The organism is Haliea alexandrii, from assembly GCF_003719295.1.
Lineage (GTDB): Bacteria > Pseudomonadota > Gammaproteobacteria > Pseudomonadales > Halieaceae > Haliea > Haliea alexandrii.
This window is the reverse complement of record NZ_RFLW01000001.1, coordinates 1312059-1324840: the sequence shown is the minus strand read 5'-3', so window position 1 is coordinate 1324840 and position 12782 is coordinate 1312059. Positions and strand designations below refer to the sequence as shown.

The window sequence follows — 12782 nt, the reverse complement described above, 5'->3', positions numbered from 1 at the left end:
TTGCAGCGCCCGCTAAACGGCCTGGCGCAGTGAGTCGGCGATGTCGGCCCGCGCCGCACGCCGCGCGGGCCGCAATGCGGCAATCACCGGCGCCAGCACCCCTACGGCAAAAGCCAGGCCGCTGATCCACCATGCCAGCCGCACCAGCGCGATATAGGCAATATCCGAGTTGGGTGGCGGCGGCATGGGTATGCCGACGGCGGAAATGGCGAGTGCCAGCCCATTGCCCAGCACCACACCGAGCACTGCGCCCGCCGCGCCGAGAAATGCACTTTCCAGCAGCACCAGCCGGAAGATTTGCCTTTGAGGCGCACCGCAGGCCTGCATGGTGCCAAACTCCGCCGCGCGCTCGTACACATTCATATTGATGCTGTTGCCCACACTCAGCGTCACCATCAGCAGGATCACCAGCACCAGAAACCCGAATTGTTGCTGGTACAGCGCCACTGTCTGCTCATAGAAGGGGTTCAGGCGGCGCCAGCCCAGCACCTCAACATCGCGCTCGGCCAGCGTTGCCTGCGCGGCCTGTTGTACGGTGGCGGTTGCCTCCGTGCGCGCCAGCCGCAACACCGCCAGGTGCACGCCGGGATCACCCAGCAGCTCCTGGGCGGCGGGCAGGGGAATGCGCACCGCGCGCGCGTCATAATCCTTGGAGAAGGTCTGGAAGATTCCGACCACCTCGAATTCCAGTACGTTCACCGCGCCGTCTGTGGTGTTGGTGAGGAGGTCCACCCAATCCCCCGGCTGCAGGTTGAGGGCCTGGGCCACGCCCGCACCCAGCATCATGCCGAAGGGGTCGCCGTCGGTCAGCTGCCGCCCTGCCGCGATGTTGATATAGGTTCCCAGGCGCGCTTCGGCGGCAGGCTCCACGCCCTCACCGATAATCGCCCAGTCCGTGCGTCCGTTGTTCAGCAAACCCGTGAATACAGTGCGCAGCAGCACTTCTTCTACCGCGGGAATAGCTTGCAGCTGGCCGCGCAGGGCTTCCGGCTCCGCAAGCAGATACGCAGCGGGCTCACGGGCGCCCTGCTCGCGATAGCCCGCCCGGTTGACCTGCAGGTGCCCCGACTGGGAGTGAATCATCGACTCCCCCAGCTCATCCACTGTGTCCTTGATGAAGCCACCGGCAAGGATCAGGGCGACCACGCCAAAGGCAATGGCGAACAAAGTCATCAGCGAGCGGCCGCGCTGGCGCAGCACATTGCGGGCGGCAAGCTGCAGCAGCTCTCTCACTGGAACCCCCTAGCGCGCATGGCGAATGGCCTCCACGATCTCCATGCGCGAGGCGCGCCAGGCCGGGTAGAACGAAGCCAGCGTGGTGGTGACTATCGCAATCAGCAATACCTCCAGCACCATCGGCGGGGTGATCAGGAGCGCCGCATCGTAGCTGCGGGCGAAAGTGGGCGGCGGCGGCATTTCGATGGCCGCCAACGCCAGCAGCTGACCGATCCCCAGAGCGGCCAACACCCCGAGCACGGCGCCGAGCAGGCCCAGCAGCGCCCCCTCCAGCAGGAAGCCGCGCAACACAGACGCACGCGTATTCCCGAGCGCCATCACCGTACCGATTTCTCCCGTACGCTCCAGCACGCTCATCATCATGGTGTTGCCGATACCCAGCAGGATGATGAACACGACAATCCCTTTCACCAGGTCCAGCTGTTGCTGAAACAACGCCGAGGCGCGTGCATAGAATTCCGCCAGCGCGTACCAGGGCTGCACGTCGAACGCATCGGCAGGCAACGCATTGCGCACCGGACCCAGCGCGGATGCAGTCGCGCTGGTGTCCTGCAGGAACACCAGCCAGGCATGGGCACCCTCCACCTGCGCCAGCTCCCGGGCCAGCGACAGCGGCAACAGCAGGGCGGCATCGTCAAACTCCTGGCTGAAGGAGCTGAACACGCCCGCTACCTCAGCTTCAGCCGCACCCAACTGCCCCGTGGGTGTGTTGACCAGGAGCACCACCGACTCACCCGGCGCCACCTCCAGCTGCCGCGCCAGTCCCTCCCCCAGCACCACATGGCGATGATCGCCAGCCGCCAGGCGGCGTCCCTGTTCAATACGCAGGGAGCGGTCATCCAGCATGTCGCGCGCCGGGTCTATCCCCTCACTCATGAACGGCAACGTGAGCTCACCAAAACTGACGAGGCCGTTCAATAACAGGCGCGGCGATACCGTCGACGCCGGCGGCAGGAGCGCAGAATCTACCGCTATCTCGCCGGGCAGCATATAGGCCCAGGGGTCACTGCGGCCCCGCTCCTGAAAGCCCGGCCGTGTGACCTGCAGGTGGCCGAACTGCGAGCGGATGGTGGCCTCGCGAAACTCTTCGAACATGGCGGCGTTGAACCCCGTGGCCACCAGCAGGGCCGCCACACCAAAACCGATGGAGAGCAAGGCAGTGAGGCTGCGGCGGAACTGGCGGCGCAAATTGCGCAAGGCCAGCAGCAGCGACATCAGCAGCGCCGACACTCAGCCCGGCCCCGGGAAATAGCGAAACTTGCGTTCGTAATCCAACCCCATGCCGTGGGGGAATTCGGCATAGGCGAAGCAGCACAGTTCCGGCGCCGGCACACCACGGCGCGCAGCAGACTCCGCAATCAAGGCCGCCAGGTCCGCGCCCACCGCCGTTGGCGAGCGGCTGGCAGATTGCGCGAGCTGCACATCAAGACGCAGGCCGTCGACCAGTGGCAATACACGAAAAGCCCCTGACAGCTGAGCGGCGAGCACGGGCTGCCGATAGAGCAAGGCCTTGAAATGGTCGACATGCCAATGGTTATTCACCTGGTCGCGTGCCCGGCCCAGCATTGCCAGCATGGGGAATGGCACCGCGGCAAGGGCCTCCCGCTCACCTTCATTCAAGGGTTCGCGGTCTGCATCCGTCAGCCACCGGGCCCGATCCCCCGTACGATAACGAATCATCGGCACAGGCGCCTCGCGATCCAGCATGGTGATCACCAGATCGCCGACCCCATCCGGCCCGGGCTCAACAATCTCCACATAGCTGCGCAACGGGTTGAAGCAAAAATAAGAGGGCAACACGGCGTCCGGGTTGCGCCGGTACCAGGCACGGCGCAGGGCAATGGTGGCGGAATTCTCGAAGAACAGGTTCAGGCCCAGTTCACCCACTCCCATGGAACTGCCTATCAGAGTGCCCTCGGGCTCATCCAGCGGTACACACAGGGCGGCCGCCAGATAACTGCGGTAGTCCTCGGAGAACATCTCTTCACCGAGAATGACGTTCATGCGCAGTTGCGACCAGTCAAACCCCTGTTCCGCCGCGTAATCCAGCAGGCGCTTGCAGAACAGCGGGTCGGTGCAGAGTATGGCCTGGTCAAACAAGGGGCCCGCCTGGGCGAGAATAGCCAGCGCCATGTCCTCGCGCACGCTCACATTCGCTACACAAACCGCATTGGAGGTAAACACCACGCCCATGGGCAGGCAATTCACCAGCAGCGTGGAACGCTGGTCAATGCCAAACGCCTGCTGCAGTCCAAGGTCAATGTCATCCGGGGTCAGGTGGTGCTGCCGGCGGGTGCTGAGGCCAAAGGCGAAGTTGCTGCCGCCGTGACCGGAGCTGGTGAGTACGCCTGCAAGGGCTGCCGTGGAGAGATTGTCGATCAGCAGCTGTTGCACCGGAAAGCGCTCGAACAGGTCAGCTTTTGTGAGAATAGGAGCCTGCGCCAGCACTTCCTCCCCCGTGCGTACAGCCCCTGCACCCACACCGGCTTCCTGCAGCAACGTGCGATACGCGGCAGAGTGTCGCGCAGCCCGCGCAAACACCCCGGGCAAGCGCTTACGCCCCAAGGTCTGGAGCTTTTCCGGCGTTTGCCGCTCCAGCATGGCCAACAGCATGCGACGTTTGAGCCGGTTCAGGGATTGCATGGAAACCATCCGTGCTCTGGCAGGTGCATCAGGGGCCGCTGCGGAACCACCACAACAGCGCCGGGTTAGAAGCTTCCAATGCCGCTTCAAGCTTGCGCAGGTCACCGAGGTAGGGGGTCACCGGGCCGTAGTAGTCGCTTTCGGGGCCAATGGGGGTGAAATCGAAACCGTAAATGCGCAGCACCCGCGCCAGCCCCTTCTCCATCGCTGCGTACCAATAGCGAATGCCGTTCTCACAGCTGAAGCGATAGATTTGACGATACAGGCCCAGCACCAGCAATGGCGCATTGACGCGCTTTTCACCGCGCGGCGACTCATCTGCCGCATCGGGGCCCTTGAGGTGCGTCTCGTTGATGCCCCACAGGCTGTCACCCGCACGGCGCCGGTACTCACGCTTTACCGCAAGGCGGGACACCTCGCCGGATTCAGCGGCGGGCGGTGGCTCAAAATCGGCGAATGGCGGGCAGTGGTCAAAAAAGGGCAGCGGCTCGCCTTGCACCGGCATCACGAGGCGCGCGGTGCCAGCCACAACGCCTTCGGCATTGGTGGCCGAAAAATGCGCTGAGCGCGCGTCGTAGGCATCCGTTTCCAGTCCATCGGGATAGCGGGCGGCATTCAGGAAGTGGCATTCGAGGCAATAAATCTGGTAGCGCAGTGCGTAGAGATCGTTGAGCTCTGCCACTTCACTACCGCGATCATAGGAGTGCAGCGAAAAATATTTCGCCAAGGCACCTAGCGATGCTGCTGCGTCGCGGTCCATTGCTCCCTCCACCCTCATTTATGTTTCTGCCTGCAGCATAGCACCAAATACCGAGGTATCCGCAATCAGGCATTCTGAGCCCCGTTATCAAAGCTCCGAGTCAAGCCAGTGTAGCAGCGCAGGATTCACCTTTGCCAAACGCTGCTGGAGTGCGGAGAGCTCGAGCAAATAGGGGGCAACCGGGCCGTGGTAGTCGACCGATGGGCCGATGCGTTGAAACTCTACGCCAATGCGGCCCATCATGCGTACCAAAGAGCGCTCCATGGCGGCATACCAGAACTGGATGCCATGCTGCAGGCTGTACTGGTACATCTGCCGATAGACGGTGAGGATAACCGTGCCTGTATTACCGCCTCCCGGTGGGGTGCGACAATTCTGGTTAAGCACCAGACGAGACACTTCGCCGGCGACCCGCGAGGGTGGCAACGCTACATTTTCGTAGGGCGTGCAATGCTCCTGGTAGGGGAAGACGTTCCCCGCCTCGTCAAGGACCAGACGCACAGACCCTGCCACTTCATCATCCCGGTCAAACGCCGCAAAACAGCGCGAGCGCGAGTCGTACGCGTCGACCTCCAGCCCATCCGGATACCGGTCCGCGCGCAAAAACGACCGCTCTTCGCAGTACACGCTATAGCGCAGCCGATATATTCGGCGCAGTTCCTCGGGTTGATTGACGATGCGTGTGTTTAGCCAGTGTTCCGGACGGAACGCCTTGGGGTGGGTCATTCAATAGCCTCGCGGAACGGCCCCGTATTGCCGGGTTTCAGGGTGGTGACCCTGTGCGTCCTGCTGAGGTCTGCGCCATGTTAAAAGATACAAACGGTAACAGAAAGCAATTGTCAGGAATTTTTACACCCGTAGCCTGCGGCATTCAAGATCTCGCTCCGATAATTCTTTAACGCACTGTTTTTAAAAGAATATTTTTTACTGGCACGACCATTGCTTTAAGTCTTGTGCGACGGCGGCCAGGCCACAACCACTGGCCAGGCGCTCACCTTCCGATACCCCACGGGCCCTGTCGGAACACAAAATCAGGAGATTCATGATGAAAACGATGATCAAGACAGCAGGCGCAGCGAGTCTCCTCGCGATGGCCGTAGCTGGTACTTCGGCGGTGGCAGCACCGCTTGCACAGCTGGGGTTCAGCCAGCATGCGGGTTTTAGTACACCTACATTCTTTGGCGGCTCTCTTCAGTTCAAAGCTGGCAGCACTGTAGCCAACCCTGACGCGGGCGGCCTGGCGCCGGCTGGCACCAGCCTCGGTTTTGCGTGGGAGGGTGGCAATGCCCCCGCGCAGTCATCCATCGGCATCCAGTCATTTGACAACGATTCCGCTCCAACCGTTGATGTAGACGGCGCAACGCCTCTGCGTTACACCGCCGGCTTTGCCGGTACAGACGTTGACGGCCAGTGGAATGAGGGTGACTGGTGGGTGATTGACACTATCACGCAAACCAACGAAGCCCTCGATTCCCTCGGCGGGGCAATCAACGATCCACTCTGGACTGTCGACACTCTGGCTGACTTGCGCATCTTTGCAGACGCAGGACGTACAACGCTTGCCTACCAGGATCCGACTACCACCAATCAGATCAGCTTTAACGAAACACTGAATCAGACGACTTGCGCGGGCCTGAACCCTCTCGGCACGAACTGTGACGACGTGTTTACTGCATCGACAGGCGCCTTCGCACCCGTCTCCTTCAATTACATGGGTTACAAGTACGACCTGAGCTTCCAGCTGCTGCCTGGAATTTCGACGAATGATGGCACGCCAGTTGGCCCCTCCGTGGTTGTTGACAATGGCACCACCATCTCGGTCTTCACGCCCGAGAACGACCCAGGGACAAGCTCTATTCATATTGCGATGAGCTACACAGCTACGCTGATTCCTGAGCCCTCTGTACTGGGCTTGTTTGGCGCCGGCGTATTGGCACTGGGCTTTGCTGGCCGTCGTCGCAAGAACGTCTCTGCCTGAACCACGACGTAACGCCTTACGGTATCATCGCAAGGTATCGAGGAAAAACCCCGGCTCTGCCGGGGTTTTTTTTAGCCCGAGACTCCTAGCTTCTGTTGTATCATCAACGCCACACCCTTTCAGAGTAAGACTGGTATTGTGTCAACAACGCGTATATCCAAAAGAATTCTGATACTTGACGCCGATATGACACCAGCACTTGCTGTTGCGCGCTCCCTGAATGCCGCGAAATACCGCGTCAGTGTTGCTAGCGCAGCGCGGCGCCCCATAACCAGCTACTCCAAATCCGTAATTGAAACATTCCGCTATCCAGATCCCACCGAGGACAGGTCTGCGTTCCTGGCCTGGTTTGAGCAGCATACACGGCAACACCGCTATGACTTGGTCATACCGGTTACGGAACGTTCGTTGCTGCCACTGTCGGAAAGTCGCGACCAACTACCACACGTAAAGATAGCGCTGCCCAGCGCAGAGAGTCTTACTTTAGCTCTGAACAAAAACGCCACTTTCAAACTTGCTGAAGAGCTGGGAATCTCCACACCGCGAAGCTTTTATCTCCATAACCTAGCCGACCTCAAGAATCTGCCATCGGATTTAACATGGCCGATGGTTATCAAACCCAGCCAAACCCTGTCGGGCAGCGCCTCGGGCTACGCAAGAAGAGACGTAAGCTATGCAAACAACCTCGAGTGTTTGCGCGCACAATGCGAGGCCTGCCTAGAGCACTCCCCCGTCATCCTGCAAACCTATTTCCAGGGCCAGGGCGCAGGCATTGAGCTAATTGCACGGGCCGGCGAGATTCTGTACGCGTTTCAACACGTGCGCCTGCACGAGGTACCGCTTACGGGTGGGGGCAGCAGCCTTCGGGCGAGCACCGAGATCGCGCCTGAATTACTTGAGGCAGCGAAAAAGCTGATGAGTGCAGCACGCTGGACCGGTGTCGCGATGGTTGAGTTCAAGTGGAACCCGGATGACCGCAGCTATTGCCTGATGGAAATCAATGGCCGCTTGTGGGGATCTCTGCCGTTGGCAACCGCAGCCGGCGCCGATTTCCCGTCAATGCTTGTGGACCTCGCGCTGACGGGTGACGTGCCACACTACCCACCCTACCGGCGCGGCGTTGTGTGTCGAAATCTGTCTCGCGACCTGATGTGGCATGAAATGGTTCTGCGCAGCAAAAGTGACCATACAACGAAAACCCCTTCGGGGCGCTCCATCGCCAGGGACCTGGTGGAGGTTTTTTCATTCCACCATTACTTCGATATTCAAAATTTCAGTGATCCATTACCCGGCTTGGTCGATATCGGCCGCCTCGCGCGACAGTATGCGCTACGAGTCGCCGGCCTCTGGAAGGAGCACTGGTTTTCCCTGCAGCAGCGCTTGCTTTGGCGAAACGGAACGATACGCGAGAAACTCCGCAGCTCACGCAGTATTCTGTTTGTTTGTTATGGCAACATCAATCGGAGTGTTGTCGCCGAGGCTGCCATGTCTGCGATTCAGCCTTTAGCAAACACAAGGAAAATCCGCTCCGCGGGCTTCCATGAAGAAACCGGGCGACCGGCAGATCCACGTATGGTCGCGGTTGCCGCCCGGCATAACATTGCGCTCGCGAATAGCAGCTCTACGTATGTAAGTGCAGAGCTTATAGAAGAGAGTGACCTTATATTCGTCATGGAAAAACGCCATTTCGATCAACTCACCAAGATGTACCCAGACACGGCCACCCGAACCTTCCTGCTGGGCACAGCTTCAGACAAGCGTGCTAATAGCATTGAAATTCTCGATCCCTATAATCAGGCGCCCGCAATTTATGAATCCTGCTTCCTGCAAATCCGGGAAGCCGTGAGCGCTTTATCCGGCGCCCTGCAGGGGACACACAATCATGTCTAGCGAGTCCAAGTTGGAGCAAATGCCTGGCGCGGTCGAACATGACGCACCATTCTTCTCAGTAATCATACCCACTCGCAATCGCCCCGGACTATTCCAGCGCGCCCTCCAATCTGTGCTTGCACAAAGCACGCAGGATTTAGAAGTCATCGTAGTGAATGATGGCTCTGCCGGCGAATATTTGGCCGCCTATCAAGCGATGGAAGCTGATGCGGCTGATTGCGTATCATGGATTTGCCAAGCCCAGCGCCCGAACGGCCATGGCCCAAGCTATTCCATCAACACGGGGGCTCGCGCGGCTAGAGGGCGTTATCTATGCATCCTGGACGACGATGACAGCTGGGAAGATATGGAGCATTTACAGACTGCCCGAGATGTCATACTGCGCAGCGATGGCGATGTGGACGCTTACTACAGTAATCAAGTGGCATACGACGAAAATAATCAACGGGTAGAACATGCACTTTGGCTTGATGGGCTTGCAAACCAACTGCCGATCACGAACGCCCCTTGCGGTACGTTCCGCGTAGAGCCGCGCACATTGCTGCAACATGGCGGCTTTCCACACCTCAACTGCACCATCCTACACCGCCAGCTGTTCCTCGATCTGGGTGGCATGGATGAGGGCATTCGCTACGAATGTGAAGTCGACTTGTACTTGCGCACACTAAGCGTCGCATCCCACATCATCTATACGGCAAGATGCATTGGTCGCCACAACGTACCCGCGATCAGCAAAAGAAATAACGAGTCGACCTCCGTTGACGAAACTCAGAAGCGCTTGTCACAAATACGTGTCTACCAGAAGAACCTGTGCACAAGTGAGCACCCGGATGTGGTGGATGCCTGTAGAACCCGCCTGTCGCCACTATATAAACATTTGACAACACTTAAACGGCAAAGCGGTGAGCGCAAAGCAGCAGCCGTGCTTGCCCGCGTAGCGCTCGCACATCGCTATTCACTGAAGTGGCAGGCGTACTGTATATACCTTGCCGTATTCGCGATGCTGGATAGACGATAATGGAAACATTGACTTACTTGCGGGCGTTGGGAAAACATCCGACAGTCCTGAAGCACTACCAGCCGATATTGCTCATGAGCCACATGCGGGCCAATACCAGCTTGCTGGGGCACGTACTCGGCAGCAACCCCGAAATTGAAGGCTACTATGAGCTACACATTGGGTATTACAGTTGGAAGAGCCTGATCAGGCAGAAGCTACTGCACTTCTCCAAACATGCGCCAAAGTCATCGGCTCGATTTATGTTCGACAAAGTGCTTCACGATGACCACTTTGTCGACCTCTCACTCTTCCAGCAAGGCAAAGTGATCTTTGCGCTGCGCCCACCACAGACAACCATTCGCAGTATCGTCAGCCTCTACCGCTCAGTCGAACCCGATCACCCGTATACAGACAGTTACAACGCCACTCAGTACTACATATCCCGAATTCGGTCGCTAGCCAGAATTGCCAGCGCCAGTCCGACCGATTTCCTGTACCTCGATGCTGATGCTCTGCGAGAAGAGGCACCACGGACCCTTCAATCGATCAGTGGCTTTCTTGGCCTGAAAGCACCGCTAGAAGAAAACTATAAAAAACAGCCGCTGACGGGTGCAGAGAAAGCGGGTGACTCGTCGGAATCGATCATATCTGGCAAGATAGAACGCGTCACTCGAACCTATGACCACATTCCCGTCGCGGAAGCAAACATGGCAGAGGCGGCTCATCAGTTCCAGCTGGCCCGCAGCACGATCATAGAAAGCAAACGGTGTGTCGCAAAGGTACTCCAGGATGAATAAGGTCAGGAAAGGAATGCCGTTGCTGGAAGCGACATTGCCTTTGAGGAACTGGTCTGATGCGAACCTGCTTGGCACTTTTGCTGAAGGCGATGCAGCGCAGCCGCACTACATTCACAGCGAACAGTCGGCTACCGACGCAAGCGGCATAATAATCGCGCTCACAGGTCACCCCTTCCTGGAAACAAACAGCGGTTGCCAGCAAACCAATGCCACTGAGCTGCTCACTCAGTATCAAGCGCTCGGTGACAGTTTCCTGACCACGATCGCAGGTCGATGGGCCTTGCTGTTGCTCGACCCACAGCAAGAGCGCATCCTTTTCGCCAACGACAGGCTTGGCCGCCAACCGCTGTACTACTCTGAGAATGAAGGTACGCTAAGCGTCTGTACACAGTTGCGTCCTTCCTTAGCGCCGATGCAAGCACCCGACCTGGATGAGCAGAGCATCTATCACTTTGTTTACTTCCACATGATTCCCGCGCCAGGCAGTGCTTACAAAAATGTTCAGAAGCTGAGTATGGCACATCGGGGCGAGGCAGACCGAAATGGCGTTCGTGTCACACGCTATTGGACTCCCAAATTCACCGAAAATAGTCCGGGCTCTCGAACTCGCCTGAAAACTGCAGTCGCGGAAACACTCCGAAATGCAGTAGGACGCGCAGCGCATGACCACGCAACGCACAAGACCGGCGCTTTTCTTAGCGGCGGACTAGACAGCTCTACCGTGGCCGGAATGTTACACGAAGTACAGGAAGCCGGCTGCGATGCCTATGCCATTGGCTTTGATGCGGAAGGCTACGATGAGATGCCTTATGCACGCATTACCGCAAAACACTTTGGCATTCGATTACATGAATACTATGTGACCCCCGACGATGTTGTGACGGCAATGCCAGAAATCTCGAAGGCCTTTGAAGAACCCTTTGGTAACTCCTCCGCGCTTCCGGCCTACTTTTGCGCCCAAAGGGCGGCCGCAGATGGCGTTTCCGTACTCCTCGCCGGAGACGGCGGTGACGAGCTTTTCGCAGGTAATGAACGCTACGCCCATCAAAAATTATTTGAGCATTATGCTAATCTGCCTTATTTCGCTCGTCACACAATAATCGAGGGTTTAGCCAAGATATTGCCGGCGCAAAGCAGACTTGGCCGCAAAGCTTCGAGTTTCCTCAAACAGGCCTACACCCCCCTGCCAGCGCGGCTACATTACTACAGCTTTCTTGAACAGAACGACGCCACGCAGGTCTTTCTTCCGGAGTTTCTTCGCGCCATCGATACGGTGCGCCCGACAGGACTACTCAATTCAATCTATCATGCACCTGAAGGTGCTAGCTCGCTGAATCGCATGCTTTTTCTAGACTGGCAGATAACGCTGGCGGACAATGACCTGCGCAAGGTCAGCAAGGCCTGCGAGATGGCGGGGGTTGAGGTGCGTTACCCCATGCTGGATGACGAGTTGGTGTCACTTTCGCTGAAAATACCATCGCACTGGAAGTTACCGCGCAAAGCGCTGCGGGACTTCTACAAACAGGCGCTTAAGGGATGGTTACCGGATGCTACGATCAAAAAGTCCAAGCAAGGCTTCGGGTTACCCTTTGGAGTTTGGATGAAAACCCATTCGCCGCTGCGCGACATGGCCTATGAACATGCATTGGGCCCGCACAACCGCTCGATTTTCAACCCAAGATTTCTCGAGGAAGCCGTTGCACAGCACCGTGATGGCCATGCGTCCTACTACGGCGAGCTCGTCTGGCTCTTGGCGGTGCTGGAAATCTGGCTGGGAGCCCACGAGGTGGCGCGATGAATACACACCCCCTACAGAGCCTTGTAGCTGCGATTTTCACACTCTATGCGTTGCTCAGCAGCACGTTTGCCTATGCGGAAGGCAGAGGCGTGGCACCTTGGGTGGGTGAGACACTCGATGGCCGACAGTGCAGCGGGCCTGGCACCGAGAACTACGGGCCGTTTGATTTCCGAATAGACAAAAACAAACTGCCTATTGTCGAGAACTACCACTTCACACAGGACGTCGAACAGCTGATACGCGGAGTCAGCGTCACACACCCTATAGGTGATATTCGCTACACACTAACCAAAATACCCAATCACCACCGCGCACTGTACTCTGCTGTCCGTTTTTCAATCAGCGATCCCTCCGCTCGCCTGAAGCGAGAGAATCCCGCCGAATGTTTTTTGCAGCGCGCGATCCGCTATGCGCCCGACGATGCCGTGCCCCACATGCTTTTCGGGCTGTATCTGCATCGTCTGGGGCATCCCCGAGACTCCCTTAAGCACTACCTACAAGCTGAGGCTTTGACGCCCAATGATGTCAACCTACTTTACAACATGGGCCTAGTCTACTTTGATCTCGGACAATACAGTGAGGCAAGCCGCTATGCGCAACAAGCTTACGCCTCTGGTGTGACCTTCCCGGGGTTGAAACGCAAACTACAGCAAGCCGGACAATGGGACTGACAAAAGACT

11 protein-coding genes are annotated in these 12782 nt (G+C 58.1%); 6 read left to right on the top strand and 5 right to left on the bottom strand.

The window, feature by feature from the left end; translation table 11 throughout:
- Positions 1-12 precede the first annotated feature (12 nt).
- From EGJ68_RS05960 to EGJ68_RS05940, 5 genes are all read right to left on the bottom strand, one after another.
- Positions 13-1233 carry an ABC transporter permease gene (locus tag EGJ68_RS05960; protein ID WP_199227936.1) on the bottom strand — a complete coding sequence of 407 codons (1221 nt, stop codon included), beginning with the start codon at positions 1231-1233 and terminating at the stop codon, positions 13-15.
- A 9-nt stretch (positions 1234-1242) separates the two neighbouring features.
- Positions 1243-2466 carry an ABC transporter permease gene (locus EGJ68_RS05955; RefSeq protein ID WP_123033564.1) on the bottom strand — a complete coding sequence of 408 codons (1224 nt, stop codon included), beginning with the start codon at positions 2464-2466 and terminating at the stop codon, positions 1243-1245.
- Complete coding sequence (locus EGJ68_RS05950) at positions 2467-3879, bottom strand: phenylacetate--CoA ligase family protein (RefSeq protein ID WP_158283523.1); 1413 nt, start codon at positions 3877-3879, stop codon at positions 2467-2469.
- A 28-nt stretch (positions 3880-3907) separates the two neighbouring features.
- Entirely contained in the window at positions 3908-4639 is a 732-nt protein-coding gene (locus tag EGJ68_RS05945; protein WP_158283522.1) for a PEP-CTERM/exosortase system-associated acyltransferase, read from the bottom strand.
- A gap of 87 nt (positions 4640-4726) precedes the next feature.
- Entirely contained in the window at positions 4727-5365 is a 639-nt protein-coding gene (locus EGJ68_RS05940; protein ID WP_123033561.1) for an N-acyl amino acid synthase FeeM domain-containing protein, read from the bottom strand.
- Between the two features lie 319 nt (positions 5366-5684).
- Between EGJ68_RS05940 and EGJ68_RS05935 the strand changes: the two genes are divergently transcribed.
- The 6 genes from EGJ68_RS05935 (at position 5685) to EGJ68_RS05910 (ending at position 12773) form a co-directional block, all read left to right on the top strand.
- Positions 5685-6617: a THxN family PEP-CTERM protein gene (locus EGJ68_RS05935; RefSeq protein ID WP_158283521.1), complete on the top strand. Its 933-nt coding sequence runs from the start codon at positions 5685-5687 to the stop codon at positions 6615-6617.
- Between the two features lie 186 nt (positions 6618-6803).
- The gene (locus EGJ68_RS05930) at positions 6804-8507 is read left to right on the top strand and encodes an arsenate reductase/protein-tyrosine-phosphatase family protein (RefSeq protein ID WP_123033559.1); all 1704 of its coding nucleotides are present in this window, start codon (positions 6804-6806) and stop codon (positions 8505-8507) included.
- Entirely contained in the window at positions 8500-9525 is a 1026-nt protein-coding gene (locus EGJ68_RS05925) for a glycosyltransferase family 2 protein (RefSeq protein ID WP_123033558.1), read from the top strand. Before EGJ68_RS05930 ends, EGJ68_RS05925 begins: the two co-directional genes overlap by 8 nt.
- The gene (locus tag EGJ68_RS05920) at positions 9525-10304 is read left to right on the top strand and encodes a sulfotransferase family protein (protein ID WP_123033557.1); all 780 of its coding nucleotides are present in this window, start codon (positions 9525-9527) and stop codon (positions 10302-10304) included. The genes EGJ68_RS05925 and EGJ68_RS05920 overlap by 1 nt, the downstream gene beginning before the upstream one ends.
- The gene (locus EGJ68_RS05915; protein WP_123033556.1) at positions 10297-12102 is read left to right on the top strand and encodes an asparagine synthetase B family protein; all 1806 of its coding nucleotides are present in this window, start codon (positions 10297-10299) and stop codon (positions 12100-12102) included. The genes EGJ68_RS05920 and EGJ68_RS05915 overlap by 8 nt, the downstream gene beginning before the upstream one ends.
- Positions 12099-12773, top strand: a complete 675-nt coding sequence (locus tag EGJ68_RS05910; protein WP_123033555.1) for a tetratricopeptide repeat protein — start codon at positions 12099-12101, stop codon at positions 12771-12773. Before EGJ68_RS05915 ends, EGJ68_RS05910 begins: the two co-directional genes overlap by 4 nt.
- Positions 12774-12782 lie beyond the last annotated feature (9 nt).

What these genes read in the sequence shown, in the direction of transcription:
- EGJ68_RS05930 (WP_123033559.1), top strand. Translation starts at nt 6,804, where the DNA reads ATGACACCAGCACTTGCTGTTGCGCGCTCCCTGAATGCCGCGAAATAC.
- EGJ68_RS05920 (WP_123033557.1), top strand. Translation starts at nt 9,525, where the DNA reads ATGGAAACATTGACTTACTTGCGGGCGTTGGGAAAACATCCGACAGTC.
- EGJ68_RS05935 (WP_158283521.1), top strand. Translation starts at nt 5,685, where the DNA reads ATGAAAACGATGATCAAGACAGCAGGCGCAGCGAGTCTCCTCGCGATG.
- EGJ68_RS05910 (WP_123033555.1), top strand. Translation starts at nt 12,099, where the DNA reads ATGAATACACACCCCCTACAGAGCCTTGTAGCTGCGATTTTCACACTC.
- EGJ68_RS05925 (WP_123033558.1), top strand. Translation starts at nt 8,500, where the DNA reads ATGTCTAGCGAGTCCAAGTTGGAGCAAATGCCTGGCGCGGTCGAACAT.
- EGJ68_RS05945 (WP_158283522.1), bottom strand. Translation starts at nt 4,639, where the DNA reads ATGGACCGCGACGCAGCAGCATCGCTAGGTGCCTTGGCGAAATATTTT.
- EGJ68_RS05950 (WP_158283523.1), bottom strand. Translation starts at nt 3,879, where the DNA reads ATGCAATCCCTGAACCGGCTCAAACGTCGCATGCTGTTGGCCATGCTG.
- EGJ68_RS05915 (WP_123033556.1), top strand. Translation starts at nt 10,297, where the DNA reads ATGAATAAGGTCAGGAAAGGAATGCCGTTGCTGGAAGCGACATTGCCT.
- EGJ68_RS05940 (WP_123033561.1), bottom strand. Translation starts at nt 5,365, where the DNA reads ATGACCCACCCCAAGGCGTTCCGTCCGGAACACTGGCTAAACACACGC.